The sequence below is a fragment of the Janthinobacterium sp. EB271-G4-7A genome, assembly GCF_020858075.1.
In the GTDB taxonomy this organism is placed as follows: domain Bacteria; phylum Pseudomonadota; class Gammaproteobacteria; order Burkholderiales; family Burkholderiaceae_D; genus Janthinobacterium; species Janthinobacterium lividum.
Genome location: NZ_JACYMI010000002.1, coordinates 453,390 through 477,376, shown reverse-complemented (window position 1 = coordinate 477,376; position 23,987 = coordinate 453,390). Strand labels below are relative to the sequence as shown.

The window sequence follows — 23,987 nt, the reverse complement described above, 5'->3', positions numbered from 1 at the left end:
CTTTTTTTTGCCTGCTGGAAAGCAAGGCGCTGCGCTACAATCAGCATCTTCCCACCCCGCCCTGCCCCGATGTCCGCTCGCCTGCTGCGCCGCCTGTTGATTTTGCCCCTGCTGGCGTGCCACCTGCACGCGTGCGCGGCCGCCCCATCGCCCCTGTTGTCCGACTACACCCACAACGCCTGGGGCGCTCTGCAAGGCGCGCCCGTCGACGTACTGAAATTCGCCCAGGGCAAGGATGGCTGGCTGTGGATCGCCACGGCCACCGGTTTGTACCGCTACGATGGCGTGCGCTTCGACCGCGTCGACAGCGTGTACGGCCACCGCCTGCCGTCGAACAATGTGCTGGGCCTGGCCACGCCACCTGACGGCGCCGTCTGGGTCGGCTACCGCCTCGGCGGTGTCAGCGTCTTTCGCAAGGATGGCGCGCGCACGTACGGGGAAGCGGACGGCTTGCCGCCGGGCGCCGTGTTCCATGTCGAGGCAGCGCCCGACGGCGCCATCTGGGTCGGCACGCGCGATGGCGCGGCGCGCCTGGCGCCGGGCGCCGACCGCTTCGTCGCGCAGGCCGCCAACGTGGGCCTGCCCGACAAGCGCGTGTACCAGATCCTGTTCGGGCGCGATGGCACGCAGTGGATGGGCACCATGCACGGCGTCTTTTTCCGCAGGCCGGGCGAGACGCGCTTTTCCCATGCCTGGCCGCGCACCATGCTCACCAGCATGGATGAAGCGCCCGATGGCGCCATCTGGGCTGTGGACGCGCAAAGCAATTACTATCGCGTGCGCACCAGCGCGCCGCGCGGCGACGCGCCCATCCGGCCCGACGCCAGGGGCAACAGCATCCGCTTCGACCGCGCCGGCACCATGTGGCTGATGCAGCCCGATGGCATTGAACGCAAGTTCGACCCTTCCGGCCCCAGCCTGCCATCCCAGCGACTGACGCGTCAGAACGGCATCAGCGGCCCGCTGCCGCAAACGTCGTTCCAGGACCGCGAAGGCAATCTGTGGTTCGGCACCTCGACGGGCCTGGACCGGCTGCGGCCGAACCGCCTGCAGACCCTGGCCGTCGCCGTGCCCTTCGACCATCCCGGCATGCTGCCGGGGCCCGATGGCGACGTGTGGATCGGCGACTACGTGGGCGACGTGCGCAGCTTTACCGCCGACGGGGTGAAGAAAGTGATACTGAAAGGAGCGCTGGCGGCCAGCCACTGGGCGCCCGACGGCACGCTGTGGCTGGGCAACGAGCAGGAGCTGCACCATCGCGCGCGCAACGGCGCCATGACGCGCGTGGTGCCGCCCGTGCTGGGACTCGATCCGCAGGCGCTGCAGCAGGACCGCTCGGGCGCCCTGTGGGCCTCGTTTTCCGGCGGCGGCCTGTTTCGCCGGAGCGAAGGAAAATGGATCGCCGACGGCGGCCTGTCCGGCCTGCCGGCGGTGCTGACCACGGCCATGGCGATGGATGGCGCCGGCACCGTCTGGCTGGGCCATGCCGACAATACGCTCAGCCTGGTGGCCGATGGCCAGCGCACAGGCACCGTCAAGCGGCTCGGCGCGCCCGAGGGCTTGCAAGTGGGCACCGTGCTGCAGCTGTACCGCGATGGCGAGGCGATGTGGGCCGGCGGCGAAAACGGCGTGGCCCTGTACCGCGCCGGCCGCTTCCAGATGCTACGCGGCGCGCACGGGGCGGCGTTTCGCGGCGTATCGGGCATCGTGCGCCTGCCGGACGGCGACCTGTGGCTGCATGGCGCGGACGGCATCGACCATATCGCTGCCGCCAGCCTGGCCACGTGGATGCGGGACGGCAGCGCTGTTACCTCGGAGCGCTTCGACGCGCTCGACGGCTTGCAGGGCCATGCCTCGCAACTGCGCCCCGTGCCGTCGCTGATCCATGCGCCCGATGGCAGGCTGTGGTTCTCCACCTCGGCCACCATCGCCATGCTCGACCCGCTGCACATCCGCCGCAACGCCCTGGCGCCGCCCGTGCAGATCCACAGCTTGCTGGCCGATGGCGTGCATTACGCGCTGGACGATGGCAAGCCGCAGCACCTGCCACAAGGCAGCAAGACCCTGCAGATCGGCTTCACGGCCCTGAGCCTGTCGATGCCGGAACGCGTGCGCCTGCGCTACCGGCTGGCAGGCGTGGACACGGGCTGGCAGGAGGCGGTGGGACGCCGCGAAGCGTACTACACCAACCTTGCCCCCGGCAGCTACCGCTTCGACGTCACGGCCGCCAACGAAGACGGCGTCTGGAACACGCAAGGAACAGGGCTCGACATCGTCATCGCGCCCGCCTTCGTGCAAACGCCGTGGTTCGTCGTGCTGCTGGCGCTGGGCGCCGCGCTGCTGCTGTATGGCGGCTATGTGCTGCGCATCCGCCACCTGACGCGCAATATGCAGGAACGGTTGCAGGAACGCTTGCAGGAGCGCCTGGCCGAGCGCTCGCGCATCGCCCGTTCGCTGCACGATACGCTGCTGCAAAGCGTGCAAGGCCTGATCCTGTCGTTCCATGCGCATGCGGACATGCTGCCCAAGGGCACGCGCGAACGGGCGCGCCTCGATGGCACCCTCAACCTGGCGGACCAGCTGCTGATCGAAGGCCGCGACCAGATCATGGACTTGCGCGCCTCGGCCGAACCCGACGAACTGCGGCTGGCGCTGCAGCAATTCGGCAAGGGCCTGGCCGAGCACCGCGCGCACGCCTTCACGGTGCATGTCAGCGGCATCTGCCGGCGCCTGCAGCCGCGCGTGCATGACGAAATCTATGCCATCGCGCGCGAAGCGCTGTTCAACGCCTCGCGCTACGCCGAGGCTGCAAACATCGTGCTGGAACTCGACTATGCGGAGCAGGCATTCACCCTGCGCGTGCGCGACGACGGCTGCGGCCTCGATGACGCCGTGGCGCAGGCGGGCCAGCGGCCCGGCCACTGGGGCCTGGTCGGCATGCGCGAGCGCGCCGCCGCCATCGGGGCCAGGCTGCGCATCGACAGCCGGCCCGGCGCCGGCACGCAGATCGAAGTGAGCGTGCCGGGCCGCCTGGCCTATTGACGGCACGCTTGCGGGCGCGCCCGCAAGCGTCTGCGGCCCGAATGGAAAATGTTATACGATGCGCAAGAGCGCTGCCTTGCTCGCCTATCCTACCACACCACTTTCTGAAAGCACTCCATGAAAAAATGCCTGCTCGCCCTATTGCTCTGCGCCTCCGGCTCCGCCTTCGCCAACTCGGCCTGCGACACGCCGCGCAACGACTTCGATGGCCTGTATTGCCTCAACAAGGTGTACCAGGAAGCGGACAAGGAACTCAACGCCAACTACAAGAAACTTAGCTCCCAGCTCGATGCCGGCGGCAAGCAAAAGCTGAAATCGGGCCAGCTTTCCTGGATCAGCGAGCGCAACGAGCGATGCTCGAAAAAGGATGGCTCGGGCTTCTATGTGAATCTCGATTGCGCCACGCGCACCACCATCGAACGCGCGCAATTCCTGCAAGACCGCGTGCGCGAATGCGTGAGCGCCGGCTGCCAGAACAGCAAACTGTGAGCTGAACCTGCGCTAGCGCAAACGGGAGCGGGCGGCATGCGCCCATACTGGCCGCTCCGATGTCTTCCCCGTTTGTGCCATGAGCAAACTCATCGACATTTCCCTGAACCAGTGGGACGTCAGCGGCAGCGCCGTGCAGCAGGCGGCGGCGCTGCAGGCACTCGAAGATGGGCAAGTGCTGCTGTTGCCCCGCCTGGGTTTCTCCCTGCGACAGGAAGAGCATGCGCTGCTGAACGGCGCGGTGGGTAACGCCAGCAGCGCCAAGAATATCAGCTGGGAACCGGCGCGCGGCGTGCGCGGCCACGGCGATGCCTACGATGCGGCCCTGCTGGCCGCGCTGATGCAGCGCTACGCGCGGCACACGCAGCGCTTGCTGGGCGGCTTGCTGCCTGGCTATTCCTCCCACCTGCAGCAAGGCAAGGGCAGCTTTCGCCCCGTGGAAATCGCCGGCCGGGCGAGTTCCTGGCGCAAGGACGATACGCGCCTGCATGTCGACAGCTTCCCCTCCTCGCCCACGCAGGGCCGGCGCATCCTGCGCGTCTTCACCAACATCCATCCGCGCGACGCACCCCGCGTGTGGAAACTGGGCGCGCCATTCGAGCAGGTGGCGCAGCATTTTTTACCCGTCGCGAAGCGTCCGCAACCCGTGCTGGCGGCCCTGCTGCAATGGCTGGGCATCACCAAGTCGCGGCGCACGCCCTACGACCACTACATGCTGCAGCTGCACGACGCCATGAAGGCCGACCTGGGCTACCAGGCGCAGGTGGAACAGCACACCCATGCGTTCGCGCCGGGTCAGACGTGGATCGTCTTCAGTGACGCCGTATCGCACGCGGCCCTGCGGGGACAGCATGCGCTGGAGCAAACCTGGCTGCTGCCGGTGCACGCCATGGCCGCCCCGCACAAATCGCCGCTGGCCATCCTCGAACGCCGGTTGCAGCGCCCGCTGGCCTAGCCGCGCCTGGTCTGGCTTGGCCTGGCCTGATACTCCGGCAAGAGCGGGCTCAGGCCGGCAAGCGGGCCGCCTTGAAGCGCCGCCAGGCCTTGTGCATGCGGCCATCGCTGCCCTGCGCCTGCGCGCGCGCCGCCAGATAGCCGCGCACGAAGGCCGCGTGCAACCGCAAGCCGTCCCGGGCGGACTGGGCGGACTGAGCGGAATGGTCAGCCTGGCCAGTCTGAACCTCGGGTAGTTGCTGCAGCAGCCGGTCCGCCACCTGCACATCGTTGAGCCAACCCAGTTCATCCTGCAGCAGCGACAGCCGCCCCACATACGGCTGCACGGTGCGCGCGGCGAACAGCGAGGCAAAGAATTCCGTCGCATACCGCGTCTTCTTGGCCGCGATGCGCACCCGATGGCGCTGCTGCGGCGTGGCATCCATCAGGCGCTTGCCGCGCTTCATCAGGCGGCGCTGGTCCTTGCGCAGGGTCGCGCGGGCAAACGGCAAGACGTGCGCGTCCAGGCGCCGCAATTGGCGCGCGGAGCAATTGTCGCGCCAGGCGCACGCCTGCAGCCAGCGCTGCAAGCCCAGCATGCAGGCCGTATAGCGCGCCGAGGTGACGGCCTGGGCCGCTTGCACGTGCTTGAACCGCGCCTGCGCATGCGCCGCCTCCGCCAGCGCCGCCGCATCCGAGGCCGCCTCGCCATCGAGCTGCGCCAGGGTATTGCCAGCCAACACATCCCAATCGCGCGCCTCGCCCAGCGCGCCGCCCAGCCAGCCGAGTTCGCCCTTCAAGGCGTCCGGCAGCGCCAGCAGGGACTTGAACATGCCCAGCGCCGAGCGCAAGCGGCGCAGGCCCACGCGCATCTGGTGCACGCTTTCCACGTCCTCGCCCGCCGCCACGCCATCCTGGTTGCCGCTGACTTGCTCCAGGCAATTGCCGGCGATGGCCAGGAATACCTGCTCCACGGACATGGCAGCGTCCAACGCCAGGGGCTGCGCCTTGACGGCTTGCAAGGGATAGGATGCCGCCAGCCGGTAACCGCGTTCCGCCTTGCTCATGTGGCCCAGCTGCAGCGGCACGTCTTGCAGCAGGGCCAGCGCCACGTCGAACAGGCTGGCCGCCTGCCCCTGCTTCAACTCCAGTTCGATCTCGCTGACGGGCACGCTGCGGACGGCGCCATCCGCCCCATCCGCACCGCTTTCAATGACACCCTGGTCCAGCACGCATTCGATCTGGTCGCCCTGCGGCGTGCGCAGCTGCCATACGGTGCGCTCGATACGCGTGGTAAACACGGGCTGCAAGGCGTCGCGGATGGCGTCCTGGCGCAGCAGCGCGCGGATCGGCTGCTTGCGGCCGATGGCCGCATCGAGCGCGGCAAGGTCCGGTTGCGGCCCGGGAACTTCGCCTTCCCACTCGTGGCGGCTGTGCAAGCCGCCGCTGACAGTGCCGCCCGCCTTCAGGGTTTGCACCCAGCGCCCGTCCACCTGGCGCACGCGCAAGCCCGCCTGCTGGCGGCACAGCTGCAAATCGGGCGTATCGATATAGATATCGTGCATCTGCAGCAGCTGCGGCTCGCCTTGCCCAGACTGCGCCAGCAGCGGGTGCGCGCGCAAACGCAATACATCTTCCTGCGCCAGCAACAATTTCAATTCGATTTCCATGACCGCTCCTTGCGAGACTTCTCAACGCTTATTGTAAGGCGCGTCCCTTCGCGCGCAAGGCGCACGCACGCAGACCTTGATTTTGCGCGAAAATAAGCACTTCATTCAACCAGGAGATGCCATGACCTACCACGCCGCCGAGAACCGCTACGACAGCATGCAATACCGCACCTGCGGGCGCAGCGGGCTGAAACTGCCGCTGCTGTCGCTGGGACTGTGGCACAACTTTGGCGACAGCAACAGCCTCGCTTCCCAGCGCGACATGCTGCGCACGGCGTTTGACCTGGGCATCACGCATTTCGACCTGGCGAATAACTATGGCCCACCGTATGGCAGCGCGGAAAGCAATTTCGGCAAGCTGCTGCGCGACGATTTTTTACCATACCGCGATGAACTGATCATTTCCACCAAGGCAGGCTGGGACATGTGGCCAGGCCCGTACGGCCAGGGCGGCGGTTCGCGCAAATATGTGCTGGCCAGCCTGGACCAGAGCTTGCAGCGCCTGGGCCTCGACTACGTCGACATCTTTTACTCGCACCGCTACGACGCCGACACGCCGCTGGAAGAAACCATGGGCGCGCTGGCCACCGCCGTGCAGCAAGGCAAGGCGCTGTACGTGGGGCTGTCGTCGTATTCTCCGCAAAAGACGGCCGAGGCGGCCGCCCTGCTGAAAGAGTGGAAAGTGCCGTGTCTGATCCACCAGCCGGCCTACAATATGCTCAACCGCTGGATCGAGGAAGACGGCTTGCTCGACACCCTGCAAGAGCAAGGCATGGGTTGCATCACGTTCACGGCGCTGGCGCAGGGGCTGCTCAGCGACAAATACCTCGATGGCGTGCCGCAGGATGCGCGCGTCAACCGCCCCGGCGGCGGTTCGCTGCTGCAAAAGCACTTGAGCGCGGAAAACCTGGCCCGCGTGCGCGCACTGAACCAGATCGCCGCGCAGCGGGGGCAAACCCTGGCGCAGATGGCGCTGGCCTGGGTGCTGCGCGATCCCCGCGTCACCTCGACCCTGATCGGCGCCAGCAGCAGCGCGCAAATCCGCGAAAACGTGGCCGCGCTGCAGCAATTGTCGTTCACGGCCGACGAGCTGGCCGCCATCGACGTGCAGGCGCGCGAAGGCCATATCAATCTGTGGGAAGGCCCGTCGCGGGCCGTGTAAGGCGACTACGCTGGCGGTGGCAGCAGGGCCAGCAGTTCCTGCGCCACTTGCCGGCGCCGTTCGGGCGTGGCGAACACGCCCACATCCACATGCGCGCCAGCCTGGCCGATATCCTTGATGCGTATCAACTGGCGCGGCCCTTGCGGCATGGCGATGCGCGTGCGCCACGGCGAAAAGTGGTGGCGCCGGCAGCGCCCGGCGCTGACCTGTTCAATGATCAGCTCGCCGTCGCGCAAGGCGATGTGTTCATAGTCGCGCGCATGGCGCAGATAATGCAGCAGTGCAATGGCCACCAGGCCCAGCTCGGCGAACGAAAAGACGGGAATGTACCAGAGGCCGCGCAGCGCAAAGGCGGCGGCAATCACGAGGGAAAACAGGCATAGCAAGCCATAGGCGCGCAGCAGCTGGCGCGCCGTCAAGGCACTGTGGCGCGCCAGCAGCCATTGCGGCTGCTCGCGCGAGTGATCGCGTGGCATGGCGCCTCCCGCACTATCGCTCCATCACCGCAGCGGCCCCCGCCGCCGCCAAGTTCAGCCAGATCGCGCCAAGATCAGGCGCCCATGCGCACCAGCGCGTGGCCCACGTGCTGCCACCAGTGATCGCGCGACTTGACCTGCTTCAGGCAAGACGTGTCGATTTCCGTGGGGAACACGTGATCCTGGCAAGCCTTCGTTTCCAAGGCATAACGCTGGTTTTCCGCCGCCGCCAGGGCCACGACAAACCAGAACGCCAACGCCAGCAAGACCATCAGCAAACTCCAGGCCAGGTGATTGGTGTTACTTTTTTCGCCAAAAAACTCGCGCGGCCGCGTCTCGCGGTACATCGACATCAAGTCTTTTTCTTTCTCTTCCGACATCTGCGTTTGCATCCTCTGACATCCTATCCTGTGCCGGCCGGCTGGCCATGGCGGCGCGCACGCCGCCCTGACCGCATTTTACGCTGATGGCGCAGGAGAGACAGTAATTCGTGGCCACCGTGCCGCCAGCAGCCGTCAGGGGCGCGGCGCAGTCCCCCGCGGACCGCCGGGTTCGCCCTCGCCCTCCTCCTCTGCCGGCCGCACGGGCGCCACGCTTTCCACATGGTCGACATCGATATCGCCGCCATCGGGCGCCGTATTCTGCGGCTCCACGCCAGCCCGCTCGCCCGTGCCGGCCGCATCGCTGTCGTTCTCGAGCGCTTCCGGGTCCTGGCCCGGCACGCCCTGCATGTCGCTGCCGCTGTCGGAACTGTCGCTGGGCCCAAGCGCGCCCTTGCCATGGCCGCTGCCCAGGATACGGTCGGGCGTGACGGGCAAATTGTCCGGATCGAGTGAACTGCTGCTCATGGCTGGCTCCCCTTAATAAAAAAACCAGCTTACTCCCCTGGCCTGGCCGGCGGCGCACGCCTGCACGGCATTTTCCCTGGGGCAAATGCGGCGACGCACAAATATTTTCATAAATTACTTCACAAATGTACTATTCATTGCTATAGTTAATTCAAGTAAGCATCTTCTCATCCAGAAACTGCTTCATCGGCGGTACGGCGCCCACCAGCGCCCTGCCGCCGAACCGACCGGTACGTGGCGATCCGGCCCATCCACCCAGCCATCATGCACATTTTGGAGTCTTATCATGCAAGCCAAATCACTCATCGCAGCATTGTTTGCCATCACCACCGCCACGTCGGCCTTCGCCCAAAGCGCCGCGCCAGCCGCTGCCAGCCAGCAACTCACACGCGCCGACGTCACGGCCGAATACATCCGTGCCCGCAACGCCGGCGAAATCGCCACCAGCGAAGTCGACTACCCGAAAACGCCTGCCACCGCCGCCAGCAACGTGACGCGCGAACAAGTCATGGCCGAGTTCTACGCCGCCCGCAAGGCTGGCCTGATCCCGCAAACGGAAGCGGACTTTGATGTCGCGCAAACGGCAAAACACGTCGTGAAATAAGAAACCAGTCAGCCGGTTTCAGTCAGTCAGTAACACACCTCAGTTGCGGCGCAGCACCCGGGCCACTCCCGGCGCTCACCGCGGCGAGCTGTCAGCCTCACCCCAACACGATCTTTCCCGGAGTCCCTGCATGTCCCTGCACCGCCGTTTGCTTGCCGCCAGCCTGATCCTTGCCTTGAGCGCTTGCGCCGACATGGGCCATATCGCGCCGCAATCGGCCATGCTCGACGCCAACAAGCTGCAAGCGAGCCAGGCCATGGATGCCGCCGCCAGCGCCGCCATCCAATGGCCGCGCACGCAATGGTGGCAAGACTTGCACGATCCCCAATTGAACCGCCTGATGGAGCAGGCGCTGGCCGACAGTCCCACCCTGCGCGGCGCCCAGGCGCGCGTGCGCCAGGCCGAGGCGCTGGCCGGCGCGGCCGAGGACAAGACCCGTCCGCAGGCGGACGCGAATGTCTCCATCAACCGCGAACTGTATTCCCAGCACGGCAGCACCCCGGCGCCGCTGGCCGGCAACTACGCCTGGCGCAACCAGGCCACCGTCACGGCCTCGTACGACCTGGACCTGTGGGGCCGCAACCGCGCCGCCCTGTCCGCCGCGCTGGGCGACGTGCAGATGGCGTCGGCCGAATCGCAGATGGCCCGCCTGGCCCTGGAAACGGCGCTGGTGCGCACCTACATCCAGCTGTCGTATGAATTCCAGCTGCAGGACGTGATCGAACGCAGCCTGGCGCAGCGCGCCCGCATCCTCGACATCACGCGCCAGCGCAAGGCCGCCGGCATCGGCACGGACATCGACGTGGCGCAGATCGAAACCACCTTGCCGGCGGGACGCCGCCAGCTGGAACAGTCGGCCGAATCGCTGGCCCTGCTGCGCAACCAGCTGGCGGCCCTGGCGGGCAAGGGCCCCGCAGCCGGTGCGGCGCTCACGCGGCCCGTGCTGCGCCTGGACCAGCCGCTGGCCATTCCCGCCGCGCTGCCGGCCGACCTGATCGGCCGCCGTCCCGACATCGCCGCCCAGCGCTGGAGAGTGGAAGCGGCGGCGCAGCGCATCGACGCCGCCAAGGCCGAGTTCTACCCGAACGTCAATCTGGTGGCCTTTGCCGGCTTCCAGGCCTTCGGCTTCAGCCATTTTCTCGATGCCAACTCGGACATCCGCGGCGCCTCGCCCGCACTGAGCCTGCCCATCTTCGCCGGCGCCCGCCTGCGCGCCCAGCTGGGCAGCCAGACGGCCGTGTACGACGGCGCCGTGGAGCAGTACAACGCCACCGTCATCAACGCCATGTCGGACGTGGCCAACGCCGTCACCCGCGCCCAGTCGCTGGCCAAACAGCACCAGCTGACCGTGCAGGCGCTGGCCACGGCGCAGCGCGCGCGCGACCTGGCGGAGAAGGCCTACAAGGCAGGCATGAGCGACGCCATCAACATGCTCAACACGCAAGTGGCGCTGCTGGCGGAAGAACAGCAGCAGGCGCAGAATGGGGCACGCGAGCTCGATCTGTACGTTTCCTTGATGAATGCACTGGGAGGCGGCATCTGAGCTTGCAATCCTGGCATTGCCCTAGCCCAACAAGATACAATCGAAACTTTATTCACACATGAAGGAATATGACATGACCGCTTTTGACGCCACCTCCAAGCGGCTGCAAAACATCCGCACGCGCATGCCAGGCTTCCCCATGGAACTGATGCGCCTGTTGCGCATGACGTACCACATTCAAAAAGGCATGAAGGATCTGACCAATGCCGCGCTGAAAAAGCACGACCTGGTCGATGCCAGCTACATGGTGCTGGCCGTGCTGTACGGCACGGACGACGAAACCTCGAACGCCTGCACCCTGGGCATGGCGTGCCATGAAAAGCCGGCCAACCTGACGCGCGTGTGCAACGACCTGGAAACGCGCGGCCTGATCCACCGCGGCACGCGCCCCGGCGACCGCCGCTCCGTGATGATCTCGCTGACCGACAAGGGCCGCGCACTGATCGAAACGGCACTGCCCGATGTGTACCAGGAAACCTCGGCCCTGTATGAAGGGTTCACGGACGAAGAGCTGCAAGTGCTCGACAAGCTGTACATGCGCCAGTTGCGCAACCTGAACAATCTCAACAACCAGAACTGATAGCCTATCGATGACGCCAGCCACAGCAACCAAATTCACACACGGCCCCCTGACCCGGGCGGCCCACTGGCTGGCGCTGGCGCTGCAGGACTGGCGCGCAACGGAAGGCGAACGCTGGATCTACGTCGGCAAGACCCTCATCGCGTCCTTCTGCGCCCTGTGGCTGGCCTACCGCCTGGGCCTCGATTCGCCCAGCACGGCGATGACCACCACCATCATCCTGGCCCTGCCCAGCAGCGGCATGGTGCTGGAAAAAAGCTTTTACCGCCTGTGCGGCACCCTGCTCGGCTGCACGGCCGCGCTGACCCTGATCGGCCTGTTCCCGCAACAGCCCGTGCTGCTGTTCGCCGGCCTGGCCCTGTGGGTGGGCCTGTGCACGAGCGGCTCTGCCCTGCACCGCAACGCGCAATCGTATGTGTACGTGCTGGCTGGCTACACGGCCTGCATGATCGTCTTGCCCGCCATCGAGCAACCGATGCAGGTGTTCGCCCTGGCCGTCACGCGCGTGGCAGAAGTGAGCCTGGGCATCATCTGCTCGGCGGCCGTCTCCAGCGTGCTGCTGCCGCGCCACCAGGGCACGCAGGTGATGCGCACGGTGCAGGCCCGCTACGGCAAATTCCTCACCTTTTGCCAGGACGTGCTGCAGCAAAAGCTCACGCCGGCGCAGGTGGAACTGACGCATTTGCAGTTTGCCGCCGACGTCGCGGCGCTGGAACTGGGCCGCTCGGCCGCCCTGTTCGAAGTCACCAGCAAGGTCAGCCACGTGCGTGCGCAAAACCGCAAGCTGCACGCCTTCAACGCCACCTTCATGACGGCGCTGACCACTTTCTATACCTTCCACCGCCTGTTCGACCGCCTGCAGCGCGATGGCGAAACCCAAGTCATGCAGGCCTGCGCGCCCCTGTACGCCATCGTTGCCGAAGCGCTGCAGGCGACGCCTTCGCAAGACTCGCTCGACACCATGCAGCTGCACCTGCAGACGGCCCTGGCGCAGGCCCGCTCGGAAATCGATGGCGCGACCATCGCGCATGCGCAGCGCATCGATTTCGACACCGTGTGCGAACTGCTGGAGCGCTTCGCGCGCGACATGAGCCGCTTTCACGAAGTGTATTTCAGCCTGGCGCACGACACGCCCCTGGAAATCAGCACGCCGCAGGCGTATGCGCCGAAGACGCCGCCCGCGCTGGTGATCGCCAGCGGCGCGCGCGCGGCCATCAGCCTGGCCCTGCTGGCGCTGGGCGCCTACTTCCTCGCCTGGCCCTACGCCAGCACGGCGATGCTGATGGCGGCCGTGTTCTGCGCGCTGGCCTCGTCCTCGCCGCGTCCCATCATGATGATCCGACAGGTGCTGGCAGGCTTCCTCATCGCCATGCCGCTGTCGCTCATGTGCGTGTATTTCGTGCTGGTGCACGGCGACGGTTTCCCCATGCTGGTACTCAGTTTTGCGCCCTTCCTCGCCGTCGGCCTGTACCTGATGACGAATCCCGCCAAGCTGGGCGTGGGGCTGGGCGTGTCGACCTTCATCACGCAGATGGCGCCGACGAATCTGATGCATGTCGATGGCGCGGCCTTTTTGAACACGGGCATGGCCCTGATCGTGGGCCTGATGCTGGCGGCCCTCGTGTTTGCCGTGCTGCTGCCCGAGCACACGATGGGCCACAAGGACCACATCGGCCGTGCCCTGTGGCGCGAAGCGCTGCATGCGTGCACGGCGCCGGCGCGAAGAGTCAAGCATCGTTTCGACAACCGCGTGCGCGACTTGCTCAGCCAGCTCAATGCGGCGGCCGGACCGGCGCCGGGCGAGGCTGCGCGCGCCGTCGTGCGCCAGGCCTTGACCTTGCTGGAAATCGGCCACTCGGTGATCGAATTGCGCGAACTGATCGCGACGGCCCGGCCAGGCGCCACGCGCCACGCGCTGCAGCAGTGCGTGGACCACATCGCCGCCTGGCTGCGCACGCGCAGCGACACGGCACTGCAGGCGGCGCTGGCAGCCACCCTGCAGGCGGGCGCCGTGGTGCGCGCGGCCCAGACGGAAGCCGGTGCGACACCAGAACGCAAGCAGGAGCAAGACCTGCGCCTGCACACGGCGCTGGCCGACCTGCATTCGATCTACACCTCGTTACTCGACCATATGGCGCCTGGCGCCGGAGACCACCATGCCGCGTGAATTCGCCCTGTTCGGAATTCTGATTCCTACCCTGCTGCCCCTGTTCATCCTCAGCATCGGCCTGCAAACCCTGCTCGACCGCGTGCTGGGCTGGCTGGGCGTGTACCGCATGGTGTGGCACCCGTCGCTGGCGCGGCTGTGCATTTTCATCGCCATCTTTGGCGCGCTGGCTTTATCGCTTTACAAATAAAAAAAACTGTTCAACCCCATCAAGGAAAGGCTGCCGACATGGTAAGCAAACTGACCCGCTATGCAATCACCTTGCTGCTCCTGGCCGCCGCGCTGTGGATAGGCAAGACCGTCTGGGACCGCTACATGGAGTCGCCGTGGACGCGCGACGGCCGCATCAAGGCCGACATTGTCAACATCAGTGCCGACGTGGCCGGCACCGTCACGGACGTGCTGGTACGCGACAACCAGGTGGTGCAAAAGGGCGACGTGCTGTTCGTCGTCGACAAGGAACGCTACACGAGCGCACTGGCGCAGGCCGACGCGGTGCTGGCCGCGCAAAGGACGGAACAGGGACGCCGCGGCAAGGAAGCCCAGCGCCGCGCAGGCCTTGACGCCAGCATCATCTCGACGGAAAGCCGCGAAAGCGCCGCGTTTGCCGCCAGCTCGGCCTCGTCGCAGGTGCAGGCCGCCGTGGCCGCGCGCGCGCTGGCGCAATTGAACCTGGAACGCACCACCGTGCGCGCCCCCGTCAGCGGCTACGTGACGAACCTGAACGTGCACAAGGGCGATTTCGCCGCCGTCGGCGCGGCCAAGCTGGCCGTCATCGACAGCGCCTCGTACTATGTCGTCGGCTATTTCGAAGAGACCAAGCTGGGCATGCTGGCGCAGGACGACAAGGCGGAAATGAATCTGATGAGCGGCGGCACCCTGCACGGCCACATCGAGAGCATCGCGCGCGGCATCACCGACCGCGACGCCGCCACGGGCCGCGAACTGCTGGCCGACGTCAATCCCACCTTCAACTGGGTGCGCCTGGCGCAGCGCGTGCCCGTGCGCATCCACATCGACGAGCAGCCGAAAGGGCAATTGCTGGTGGCCGGCACCACTTGCACCGTGGTGATCACGCCCCATTCTGCGCCGGCGCCGAAGCCCGCGGCCGCGCACCCGGCATGATCCGCAGCGGCGGCGCCGGGCGCCTGGCGGAAATCGCCCTGTTCCTCGACGCCGCGGTGCTGGGCAGTTTTTCCGCGGCGGGCCGCAAGCACGGCCTGTCGCCGGCCGCCGCCAGCGCCGCCATCGCGCGCCTGGAAACGGCGCTGGGCGTCACCCTGTTCGAGCGCACCACGCGCCAGCTGCGCCTGACGGAAGAGGGTTTGCACTACCGCCATTACAGCGAACAGGCGCTGGACTTGCTGGGGCAGGCCGAAGACGGCTTGCACGCAGGCGGCGCCGGCGTGCGCGGCGTGGTGCGCATCTCGGCGCCGTCCGACATCGGCCGCCAGCTGCTGCTGCCGATGCTCGACCGCTTTGCCGCCCAGCACCCGCAGGTGCGCCATGCGCTGACCTTGACGGACGCCACGGCCAGGCTGCTGCAGGACGACATTGACCTGGCCATCCGCTACGGCGAACTGCCCGACAGCGACATGGTGGCGCGCCTGCTGCACCCTGGCCGGCGTGTGGTGTGCGTGTCTCCCGCGCTGGCCGCCAGGGTGGGCATGCCGGCCACGCCGCGCGACCTGGCGATGCTGCCGGCCCTCGTGCTCACGGCGGGCGACGGTGCGCCGCAGGAGTGGCGCTACCGCGAGGATGGCAAGCGCCATAGCCTGCGCCCGCAAGGCGCCTGGCACAGCAACGACGGCGAAATCATCCGCCGCTGGGCCGTGGCCGGCCATGGCTATGCCTACAAATCCCTGCTCGACATCGGCGGCGACCTGTCCGCCGGACGCCTGCAGACGGTGCTCGACGATTACTTCGGCGACAGCGTTCCCCTGAACCTGCTGTACCGGCGCAGCCGCTTCCAGCCACCGCGCGTCGCCCTGCTGATCGAATTCCTGCTGCAGCAGTTCGCGGCCCTGCCGGCGCAGCGCTAGCGGGCCACGGTCAGGGCGCCAGCACTCCCAGCTGGCGCAGCAGGGTCAGATTATCTTCCAGGTGCCAGTTGTCGCTGATGCGGCCCTGCGCATTGACCTGGTACAGATCGAAGGCATGGAAATCGATGGCTTGCCCCTGCCCCTGCAAGGGTCCCTGCGGCGTGGGGAAGACGCCCGTGAAGCGCCCCGTGAAATGCAGGCGCAGGCTGACCCGGTCGCCGGCCACCAGCATGTCCTCGATGGCCACCTGCAAATCCGGCACGGCCGCGTGAAAGACTTGCGAAGCCTGCAGCGGGCCTGCCGGCCCCTGCGGACGGCCGGCAGGCAAGGTGCGGTCGATAAAATCATCGGCCAGCGCAAGGCGCGCCAGGGCCGGATCGCCGCTCTGCCAGAATGCGGCATAGCGGCGCGCCGCCAGTACCACCTTGTCGGTGGCAGCGGCGCCGGCCAGGTGGGCCGGCATGGGCAGATTTACGGCGGCATGGGCTGGCGCGGCAGCCAGCAGAGAAAGGGCCAGGATGGCGGGGGCAAGAACAGGTGCGGGCATAATGAATCCAGGTGGGTTGATCGGTGTGCCTGCTGCAATGGCACCCCGCCATTCTGGACTCGCTTGCCCTATTTGATAATTGGCCCCGCGCTTGAATCACTTGATTGCAGCAGTTGATAATGAGTTGAAAATGCGTGGAAAATCAGCGCCCGCCCGCCACGTCGAGGATGCTGCCCGTCACATAGCTGGCGCCCGGTCCCAGCAGGTACAGGATGGCGTCGGCGATTTCTTCCGGCTGGCCGCCCCGCTGCATCGGCACGCCGGACGCCAGGCGCGCCACCCGTCCCGGTTCGCCGCCGGAAGCGTGGATCTCCGTATAGATGATGCCGGGCCGCACTCCGTTGACGCGGATGCCCTCGGCCGCCACTTCCTTCGCCAGGCCGAGGGTCAGGGTATCGACGGCGCCTTTCGAGGCCGCGTAATCGATGTATTCGCCCGGGGAGCCGATGCGCGCGGCTGCCGACGAGACATTCACGATGCGCCCGCCCTGCCCGCCGCTGGCCGTCGACATGCGCCGCACGGCTTGCTGGCAACACAGGAAATAACTGATCACGTTGGTGCGCAGCACGCGTTCCAGGCGCTGCACGGAGATATCGGCCAGCCGGCATTTCTGCTCCAGCACGCCCACATTGTTGACCAGCGCCGTGAGCGTCCCCAGGCGCGCATCGACTTCCGCAAACAGCCGTTCCACGTCTTGCGCGTCGCTGACGTCGGCCTGCACGGCGATGGCTTCGCCCCCATCGGCCACGATGCGCGCGCACAACGCGTCGGCCGCCTGCGCATCGCGCACATAATTGACGCACACGGCATAGCCCTGGCGCGCCGCCAGCTGTGCCGTCGCCGCGCCGATGCCGCGGCTGCTACCGGTAATCAAGATCACTTCCTTCATCGTTCCTCCTGAATGGTTGTGGTTCCATCATACGCGGACGAAAAAAAACCCGCGCATGGCGGGTTTTTCTGCAGTCGTTTTCAGTTCCTGAAGTGCGTCATGGCGTACGTCAGATGCTGCCACCAGTGCTCGCGCGACTGCACGGACGCCAGGCATTTCGCGTCGACCTCGTTCTTGAACGCGGGGTCCACGCACGCCTTGGTGACCAGCGCATTGCGCTGGTTTTCCACGCTGACGATCGCAATCGCCAGCCACGCCACGAGGGCAAGAGCCAGTGCGCACAAGGTCCAGGGCAGCTGTTTCATGATGCGCTCCGCTTACTTCTTCGCTGGCGCCGGGGCGCGCTCTTTCAGCACTCGCGCTACCAGTTCATCCATCACGCGCAGGGTCGCTGTCTGGGTCTGCGGCTCGGACTGCCCCGGACGCGACAGCTGCGCCGGCGACGTCACGAAGCGGCCATCGATGACGATGGTCGGCGCGCTGTCGATCTTGCTGGCCGTGATCAGCTGTTCATTGCGTTTCAGCTTGGTCTGCACGCCGAAGGAATTGAACATGTCCAGGTATTTCGCCTTGTCGATGCCGTTCTTGACCAGCAGGTCGAGGATGGCGTCATCGCGGTTCAGGCGGTTGCGCTCGACGTGGATGGCGCGGAAGATCTTGTCGTGGAACTGGTCCAGCTGGCCCATCGCCTCCAGGGTGGCATAGGCGTGCGCCTGCGGATCCTTCGGGCCATTGAAGGCCAGGTGGATGCGGCGGAAGGCGATCTTGTCGCCCTGCTTCTTGACCCAGTCGTGCATCAGCGGATCGAGCGCGTAGCAATGCGGGCAGGAATACATGAAGTACTCGACCACTTCCACCTTCTTGCCCGTGTCCGTGCGCACTGGCGTCGGGAGCGTGGTAAAGCCGGTATCGGCCGCCATGGCGCCGCCGGTGGCCGCCACCAGGGTGACGGCGGCAAGCAGGGGACGCAAGAAACGCAGAAAACGCATAATAATCCTTCATCATAAATGGTCGTGAACGGGGCGAGATTACCACTTTTTGCGCCGGGCGATGAAGCCCGGGCGGAAAAAAACCGTCTTTATCGCCCCGGTTTGCGCCCGCTTAAGCCGCATTTAAGCCCCGCCGCGCCCGCGCCTCAAAAATGGTAGCGCGCCGACACGCGCAGCTGGCGCGCATCCTTGAGATAAATGCTGGAGCGGCAGCCTGGCGCATCGCCGTAATGGCGGCGGTTGGCCAGGTTGCTGCCGGCCAGTTCCAGCTCCCAGGCGCCCAGCTTGCGCACATAGCGCCCGTCCACGGTGGCAAACGCAGGCACCTGCGCCAGGCAGCTGTTGGCGAAATCGGGACCGTAGCGCAGCGCGCGCAGCCATTGCACGCCGACGTCGGCACTGGCGCCGGCCTGCCCCGTCCAGTACAGGCGCAGGCTGGCCAGGGTTTTCGGCACGAGGGCGATATCCGGGCCGTCATAGGCGTAATCGTCATAGCGCGCATGCACTTGCCGCAGTTGCCCGTCGAGGCGCCAGTCGCGCGCCAGCGCCATGCTGGCCTCGATGGCGATACCGTCGCGGCGCGAGGGGTCGAGGTTGCCCGCAAAGCCCAGCTGGCCCAGGCTCTGGTCGAAAACGATCTGGTTGCTCAGGCGCTCGCTGAACACGCGCACGGAAGCGCTGCGCGCCGCGTCGCCGAAGGTGGCGCCCACTTCCATTTCGCGCCGCAGCTGTCCCGCCAGGGGGCGGTAGCCGGCGCGGGTATAGCCATCGTCGTCGATGCGGTAGCTGCGCGCGGCCTTGGCGTACACGCTCAGTTGCGGGCGCAATTGCAGGCTGCCCTGCACGTCCCAGGCATTCTGGTTTTCCCAGTCGCTGCCGCCGGCGGGCATGTCGGCTGGATCGAGCTGGAACTGTTCATGCCGCAGTCCCAGCAACAGGCGCGGCGCATACAGGCCGCCGAAGGCCAGCTCCTCGCGCAGCAGCAGCGCGCGCGAATACTGGCGGCGCTGGCCATCGCCATCGCTGCCCGAGCGCCGCTGCCACTGCATCAGGTCCAGGCCCACTTCCGTATCCGTGCCCACGCCGCCCACCTTGCCGTAATGGCGCAGGCGCGGCGCCAGCTGCCGGCGGCGGCTGCTGTATCTCGATTCGCTGCTGCCCTCCTCGCCCGCATAGTGGGCCGTGGCGCGCTTTTCCCGCTGCGACAGTTCCACGCCCAGCTCGAAACTGCCCACATAGCGCTGCACGAAGGCGCTGGCGCGCCGCACTTCATAGCGGTACAGGTCTTCCGGGCGGGCCGCCAGCATGGCCAGGAACGGCGCCTCGGGCGCGGGATAGCTGGTGTCCTGGTTCAGCTGGTCGGCGCTGAAGCCGAAGCGGCCCTGCCGCACCTTCCATTCCGCGCCGCCATTGAAGCCGCGCTGGTGAAACACGCTGCCATCGCGGTAATTGCCATTGCGCAGTCCGTCCATGGCCACATCGAGCGTCATGCCGCCCTGCTCGCGCGACAAGGCGCCGCGCACGCTGTGCTGGCCGCCCTGCGCCAGCTCGGCGGACAAGTCGCCATGCGTGACGCCGGCCGCGCCGCCATCCACGCCATCCTGCGCGCACGCCGGCATGGCCAGGGCGCACAGCAGCAAGGCGCGCGCGGCAATGGTCAGGACGGGAGGGGCAGGCATCATGGCGGCAGGCTTGAGGCGTCATCGCGGCGCGGACGCACGCTGGTGGGACGGGGGGATGGCAAAAGCGAATCATTATACGCACGGCGCGCGGCGCCGCAAGCGCCGGCCCGATGGTACTTTCCTTATGCCAATATTTTATTGGTGATTTGGCATTTTTGTAGGTATATTAAGCTGCGCCCGGCGATCCTGGGCGCAGCCGACTGCATTTGAAAATCAACAATAAGAAGTCACTGTGGGAGTCACGCATGGAAAGTCGTAGCACAACGCGCCAGGGGCCGCCAAGTCCCCGCGGCACGCGCCGCAGCATTGGTTTTTTCCCCATCTCGGGCAAGCTCAAAGCCCTCTCCATCGCCGCCCTGCTGCTGGCCGGCCTGGCCCTGCAGGCCGACCTGTTCGCCCAGCCGGGCCAAGGCAAGCCGGCCAGCGCGCCCAAGCCGCTGGCGCCGTCCGCCGACGGCATCGCCCTGGCGTCGCCGCACGCTTCCGCCGTCAGCACGCCCAGCGCCAGCAACGCCTGGGGCGGTGCGCGCACGGGCGCGCAAGCGACCCTGTCGGACCGCGTGGTCGATTACCAGATCGAAGCGACGCTCGATCCCGTCAAGCACACCATAGCCGGCCAGCAGAAACTACGCTGGCGCAACCGCAGCGCACAAGCCGTCAGCAGCGTCTACCTGCACCTGTACCTGAACGCGTTCGAAGGCGAGCATTCGACCTTCTTCACCGAGAAGCGCAAGCTCGATACGGGCTTCCGCTCGGGCGTCGACACGCGCGACGGCGAGTGGGGCTACATCGAACTGCGCAGCATGACGCAGAACGGCGCCAAGGCGCCCTGGCATTTCGTCCAGCCCGACAACGGCCCGGCCACCGACCGCACCGTGGTGCGCGTCGACTTGCCGCAGGCCGTCGCGCCGGGCGCCGAGACGACGCTCGACATCCGCTTCTTCGACCAGCTGCCGCGCGTCATCGCGCGCACCGGCTATTTCGGCAGCTTCCACCTGGTGGGCCAGTGGTTCCCCAAGATCGCGGTGCTGGAATTGCCCGGCGAACGGGGCGCCACCGCGCCGCGCTGGAATGCGCATGAATTCCACCTCAATTCGGAGTTCTACGCCGATTTCGGCAACTATGACGTGAAGCTGACCGTGCCCAAGGAGTACACGGTGGGCGCCACGGGCGAGCTGCAAGGCGCGCCGCAGGAAAAGAACGGCATGCTCACGCATCACTATGTGCAGGGCGACGTGCACGATTTCGCCTGGACGGCCGACAAGCGCAGCGCGCAGCCGTTGACGGGCAGCTGGAGCGGCCCCGGCAGTCCGCCGGTGGCCATCAAGGTGCTGTACCCGCCCGAATACGCATCGAACGCGGCGCCGGCGCTGCAGGCGGCCAAGGATGCGCTCACGTATTTCTCGCGCACCCTGGGCCCGTATCCGTACAAGACCCTGACGGTGGTGATCCCGCCGTTCAATGCGGCCGAAGCGGGCGGCATGGAATATCCGACCTTCATCACGGCCTCGAGCTACGCCAACCTGCAGCCGAAGACCATACCCGAATTCGGCCTCGATTTCGTCACCATCCATGAATTTGGCCATGGCTATTTCTACGGCATCCTGGCGTCGAACGAGTTCGAGGAACCCCTTCTCGACGAAGGCTTGAACGAGTACTGGGACCAGCGCATGCTGCGCGCGCGCGGCCAGCACATCCACGCCACCACGCCCCTGCTCAAGCGCCTGGGCTTCGATCCCGTCTTCAAGGTCTTCGAATTCGAGCGCATGGCCGCGCCGCGCCAGGATGCGGCAGATCCGCTGGGCCAGAACGCCTGGGACCGCCTGCAGGGCGTGGGGCCCGTCTACAGCCGCACGGCCATCACCATGCGCGACTTGGAAGCGCGCATCGGCAGCGAAGCCATGGAACGGGGCTTCAAGGCCTACTACGAACAGTGGAAATTCCGCCACCCGAGCGTGGCCGACCTGCGCGAAACGCTGGCCGAGGCGACGGGCCAGCGGCGCATCGTGGAACAGGTCTTCGCGCAGCAAGTCTATGCCAGCGCGAATATCGACGACCGCATCGGCACCTTCACCAGCGAAGAGCAGACGCCGCTGGCCGGCATGGCGCTGGTGAACGGCAAACGCGTGGAGCATACGGCCGAAGCGCTGGAAAAAGAGGAAAAAAAGGTACGCGATGCATGGGACAAGGCGCATCCGGACGCCAAGCCGGGCACGGGACCGTATCCATACCTGACCAGCGTGGTCCTGCGCCGCCGCGGCGCGCCCGTGCCGCAGGTGCTGCTGGTGAAATTCGCCGACGGCAGCTCCGAACGCGTGGTGTGGGATAACGAGCAGCTGTGGCAGCGCTACACCTGGAGCAAGCCCGTGAAGGCCGTCTCGGCCGAACTGGACCCTGACCGCGTGCACTATCTCGACGTCAACAAGCTCGATGACAGCCGCACCCTGAAGGCAGACAAATCCGCCTCGCAGCGCTGGAGCTTCGACCTTGCGGCCGCCTTCCAATACCTCCTTTCCCTGATTGCCATCGTATGAGCGCCACTTCCACGACACGGGCCAGCGGCCTGACCCTGACCACGCGCGCCAGCCGCGCCGCCCTGCAATGGCGCTTGCTGCTGCTGTGGGCGAGCCTGCTGCTGATCCCCGCCATCCTTGCCGTCATTCCCCTCTGGCGCACCTTGAGCGCCAGCCTCGATAACGCCGTGCATGCGGCGGCCCTGGCGCACAAGCTCGACCTGATGACCCTGGCCGACCTGGTGGCCAATGCGGGACGCAACGGCGCCGCCATCAGCCAGGCCGCCATCACGGGCATCGTGCTGGCCTTGCTGCTGTCGCCGCTGCTGAGCGGCCTGGTGGTGACGGCCGCGCGCGCGCCTGCGCCACCCGGCTTCGGTCCCCTGCTGACGGGCGCATTCAGCGAATACGGCCGCATGCTGCGCATGCTGCTGTGGAGCATCGTGCCGCTGGGCCTGGCGCTGACGATCGGCGCCGGCGCGCTGAAACTGGCCGACAAGCACGCGGCGAAAGCCATCCTGGAAGCCGATGCGGACCTGGCCCGTCACCTGGCCTTGCTGTTGACGGGTTTGCTGTTCCTGCTGGCCTGCGCCACGCTCGACGCCGGCCGCGCGGCCCTGGCCGTCGACCGTCGCCGCACCTCGGCCGTCAAGGCATGGTGGCGGGGCCTCGGCATGCTGCGCCGGCGTCCGCTGGCCAGCCTGGCCATCTACCTCGTCATCACCGTACTGGGACTGGCGCTGTATGCGCTGCTGGGCGTGGCGCGCCTGAACCTGGCGGCGCCCGGTCCACTGGCCATCGTGGCCGGCCTGCTGGTGACGCAGCTGGCGGCGCTGGTGCTGGCGTGGATGCGCAGCGCCCGCCTGTTCGCGCTGATCGACGTCAAGCGCTCGCTCGCGTAATCAACTCCCCAGGCGCCCTTCATCGGCGAGAAAGTCGATGAAGGTACGCACCTTCGACGACAGGTAGCGGCGGCTCGTGTAGACGGCGTACACGCTGCCGCCCGCCAGCTTGAAATCGTCGAAGAGGCGCACCAGCCGCCCCGCCGCCAGGTCCGCATCCGTCTGCCACGACGGCAGCAGCGCGATGCCCATGCCGTCGAGCGCGGCCGCGTGCAGCAGGCTTTCGTTATTGCATTGCAGGACGGGCGAGAACTTCACCGTCTCGCGCCCCTGTGCCCCGTCGAAGGCCAGTTCATTGCCGTTTGCCAACAAGGAATAGCTGATCATGGCGTGCCGCGCCAGGTCCTGCGGCAGGTGCGGGTGGCCCGCGCGCGCCAGGTAGGCGGGCGCGGCCACCAGGTGGAATTCGATGCTGCCGATGGGCCGCGCGATCAGGGTCGGCGATGGCGCCTGGCTCACGCGCAGGGCCAGGTCGAAACCCTCTTCCACCAGGTTGACCACTCTTCCGCTCAAATCGATGTCGAACGTGACTTCCGGAAAGCGTTCGCGGTAGGCGGCCAGGGTGCGCGTAAAGATGGCGTTGGCGAACCAGACGGGGGCGCTCAGGCGCAGCATGCCGCGCGGCACCACCGTCGTGCGGCCGACCGTCGCTTCCACCTCGTCGAGATTGTCGAGCATGTCGCGGCACTGTTCGAAATACACCTTGCCGATTTCCGTCAGGCTCAGGTGGCGGCTGCTGCGGTTCAGCAGGCGCGCGCCCAGGTGGCGCTCCAGATGCATCACGTGCTTGCTGACCATGGCCGGCGACAGGTCGAGGCGCTCGCTGGCGCGCACGAAACTGTCGAGCTCCACCACGGCGCGAAACACGCGCATGCTGCGCAAGGTATCCATGACTATCCAATCATCAAC

Annotated in this window: 23 protein-coding genes; 13 read left to right on the top strand and 10 right to left on the bottom strand. The window is 66.7% G+C overall.

The features are described 5' to 3' along the window. Positions 1–69: 69 nt before the first annotated feature. The 3 genes from IGS58_RS19720 (at position 70) to IGS58_RS19710 (ending at position 4,486) form a co-directional block, all read left to right on the top strand. Entirely contained in the window at positions 70–3,042 is a 2,973-nt protein-coding gene (locus IGS58_RS19720; protein WP_230522461.1) for a sensor histidine kinase, read from the top strand. A gap of 117 nt (positions 3,043–3,159) precedes the next feature. Continuing rightward, the gene (locus IGS58_RS19715) at positions 3,160–3,531 is read left to right on the top strand and encodes a lysozyme inhibitor LprI family protein (RefSeq protein WP_034782071.1); all 372 of its coding nucleotides are present in this window, start codon (positions 3,160–3,162) and stop codon (positions 3,529–3,531) included. A gap of 79 nt (positions 3,532–3,610) precedes the next feature. After that, complete coding sequence (locus tag IGS58_RS19710; protein ID WP_230522460.1) at positions 3,611–4,486, top strand: Kdo hydroxylase family protein; 876 nt, start codon at positions 3,611–3,613, stop codon at positions 4,484–4,486. Positions 4,487–4,535: 49 nt separating this feature from the next. Here IGS58_RS19710 and IGS58_RS19705 read toward each other — a convergent pair whose 3' ends face one another. Further along, positions 4,536–6,134, bottom strand: a complete 1,599-nt coding sequence (locus tag IGS58_RS19705; RefSeq protein WP_230522459.1) for a CYTH and CHAD domain-containing protein — start codon at positions 6,132–6,134, stop codon at positions 4,536–4,538. A gap of 121 nt (positions 6,135–6,255) precedes the next feature. On the opposite strand from IGS58_RS19705, the gene mgrA reads away from it, so the two are divergent. Further along, positions 6,256–7,296: an L-glyceraldehyde 3-phosphate reductase gene (gene mgrA, locus IGS58_RS19700; RefSeq protein WP_034782068.1), complete on the top strand. Its 1,041-nt coding sequence runs from the start codon at positions 6,256–6,258 to the stop codon at positions 7,294–7,296. A gap of 5 nt (positions 7,297–7,301) precedes the next feature. Here mgrA and IGS58_RS19695 read toward each other — a convergent pair whose 3' ends face one another. The 3 genes from IGS58_RS19695 to IGS58_RS19685 form a co-directional block, all read right to left on the bottom strand. Continuing rightward, entirely contained in the window at positions 7,302–7,772 is a 471-nt protein-coding gene (locus tag IGS58_RS19695; protein WP_230522458.1) for a DUF2244 domain-containing protein, read from the bottom strand. 74 nt (positions 7,773–7,846) lie between these two features. Then, positions 7,847–8,164 carry a hypothetical protein gene (locus tag IGS58_RS19690; protein ID WP_230522457.1) on the bottom strand — a complete coding sequence of 106 codons (318 nt, stop codon included), beginning with the start codon at positions 8,162–8,164 and terminating at the stop codon, positions 7,847–7,849. 123 nt (positions 8,165–8,287) lie between these two features. Next, positions 8,288–8,620, bottom strand: coding sequence for a hypothetical protein (locus tag IGS58_RS19685; RefSeq protein WP_230522456.1), 333 nt, complete (start codon positions 8,618–8,620; stop codon positions 8,288–8,290). A gap of 286 nt (positions 8,621–8,906) precedes the next feature. On the opposite strand from IGS58_RS19685, the gene IGS58_RS19680 reads away from it, so the two are divergent. The 7 genes from IGS58_RS19680 to IGS58_RS19650 all read left to right on the top strand — a co-directional run bounded on the left by IGS58_RS19680 (position 8,907) and on the right by IGS58_RS19650 (position 15,556). Beyond that, entirely contained in the window at positions 8,907–9,224 is a 318-nt protein-coding gene (locus IGS58_RS19680; RefSeq protein ID WP_034782066.1) for a DUF4148 domain-containing protein, read from the top strand. Between the two features lie 130 nt (positions 9,225–9,354). Then, positions 9,355–10,767 (top strand): efflux transporter outer membrane subunit, encoded by a 1,413-nt coding sequence (locus tag IGS58_RS19675; RefSeq protein ID WP_230522455.1) that lies wholly within the window; start codon positions 9,355–9,357, stop codon positions 10,765–10,767. 73 nt (positions 10,768–10,840) lie between these two features. Continuing rightward, positions 10,841–11,347 carry a MarR family winged helix-turn-helix transcriptional regulator gene (locus tag IGS58_RS19670; protein WP_034782299.1) on the top strand — a complete coding sequence of 169 codons (507 nt, stop codon included), beginning with the start codon at positions 10,841–10,843 and terminating at the stop codon, positions 11,345–11,347. 10 nt (positions 11,348–11,357) lie between these two features. Next, complete coding sequence (locus IGS58_RS19665) at positions 11,358–13,514, top strand: FUSC family protein (RefSeq protein ID WP_230522454.1); 2,157 nt, start codon at positions 11,358–11,360, stop codon at positions 13,512–13,514. Then, positions 13,504–13,704, top strand: a complete 201-nt coding sequence (locus IGS58_RS19660; RefSeq protein ID WP_070224633.1) for a DUF1656 domain-containing protein — start codon at positions 13,504–13,506, stop codon at positions 13,702–13,704. The genes IGS58_RS19665 and IGS58_RS19660 overlap by 11 nt, the downstream gene beginning before the upstream one ends. A gap of 38 nt (positions 13,705–13,742) precedes the next feature. Further along, positions 13,743–14,639, top strand: coding sequence for an efflux RND transporter periplasmic adaptor subunit (locus tag IGS58_RS19655; protein ID WP_034782060.1), 897 nt, complete (start codon positions 13,743–13,745; stop codon positions 14,637–14,639). Continuing rightward, positions 14,636–15,556 (top strand): LysR substrate-binding domain-containing protein, encoded by a 921-nt coding sequence (locus tag IGS58_RS19650; RefSeq protein ID WP_230522453.1) that lies wholly within the window; start codon positions 14,636–14,638, stop codon positions 15,554–15,556. The genes IGS58_RS19655 and IGS58_RS19650 overlap by 4 nt, the downstream gene beginning before the upstream one ends. 10 nt (positions 15,557–15,566) lie before the next feature. Here the strand turns inward: IGS58_RS19650 and IGS58_RS19645 are convergent, their stop codons facing one another. The 5 genes from IGS58_RS19645 to IGS58_RS19625 all read right to left on the bottom strand — a co-directional run bounded on the left by IGS58_RS19645 (position 15,567) and on the right by IGS58_RS19625 (position 19,663). Then, complete coding sequence (locus IGS58_RS19645; RefSeq protein ID WP_230522452.1) at positions 15,567–16,103, bottom strand: ester cyclase; 537 nt, start codon at positions 16,101–16,103, stop codon at positions 15,567–15,569. A 142-nt stretch (positions 16,104–16,245) separates the two neighbouring features. Next, on the bottom strand, positions 16,246–16,992 hold the full coding sequence (locus IGS58_RS19640) for an SDR family oxidoreductase (protein ID WP_230522451.1): 747 nt from the start codon (positions 16,990–16,992) through the stop codon (positions 16,246–16,248). 80 nt (positions 16,993–17,072) lie between these two features. Beyond that, positions 17,073–17,297 (bottom strand): hypothetical protein, encoded by a 225-nt coding sequence (locus IGS58_RS19635; protein WP_230522450.1) that lies wholly within the window; start codon positions 17,295–17,297, stop codon positions 17,073–17,075. Positions 17,298–17,309: 12 nt separating this feature from the next. Beyond that, on the bottom strand, positions 17,310–17,981 hold the full coding sequence (locus tag IGS58_RS19630) for a thiol:disulfide interchange protein DsbA/DsbL (protein ID WP_034782052.1): 672 nt from the start codon (positions 17,979–17,981) through the stop codon (positions 17,310–17,312). A 146-nt stretch (positions 17,982–18,127) separates the two neighbouring features. Then, complete coding sequence (locus IGS58_RS19625) at positions 18,128–19,663, bottom strand: TonB-dependent receptor domain-containing protein (protein ID WP_230522449.1); 1,536 nt, start codon at positions 19,661–19,663, stop codon at positions 18,128–18,130. Positions 19,664–19,908: 245 nt separating this feature from the next. Between IGS58_RS19625 and IGS58_RS19620 the strand changes: the two genes are divergently transcribed. Continuing rightward, positions 19,909–22,197, top strand: a complete 2,289-nt coding sequence (locus IGS58_RS19620) for a M1 family metallopeptidase (RefSeq protein WP_230522448.1) — start codon at positions 19,909–19,911, stop codon at positions 22,195–22,197. Then, complete coding sequence (locus IGS58_RS19615; RefSeq protein ID WP_230522447.1) at positions 22,194–23,078, top strand: hypothetical protein; 885 nt, start codon at positions 22,194–22,196, stop codon at positions 23,076–23,078. Before IGS58_RS19620 ends, IGS58_RS19615 begins: the two co-directional genes overlap by 4 nt. On the opposite strand, the gene IGS58_RS19610 is transcribed toward IGS58_RS19615, so the two are convergent. Further along, positions 23,079–23,969: a LysR family transcriptional regulator gene (locus IGS58_RS19610; protein ID WP_230522446.1), complete on the bottom strand. Its 891-nt coding sequence runs from the start codon at positions 23,967–23,969 to the stop codon at positions 23,079–23,081. It lies immediately after the preceding gene. Positions 23,970–23,987: the final 18 nt, after the last annotated feature.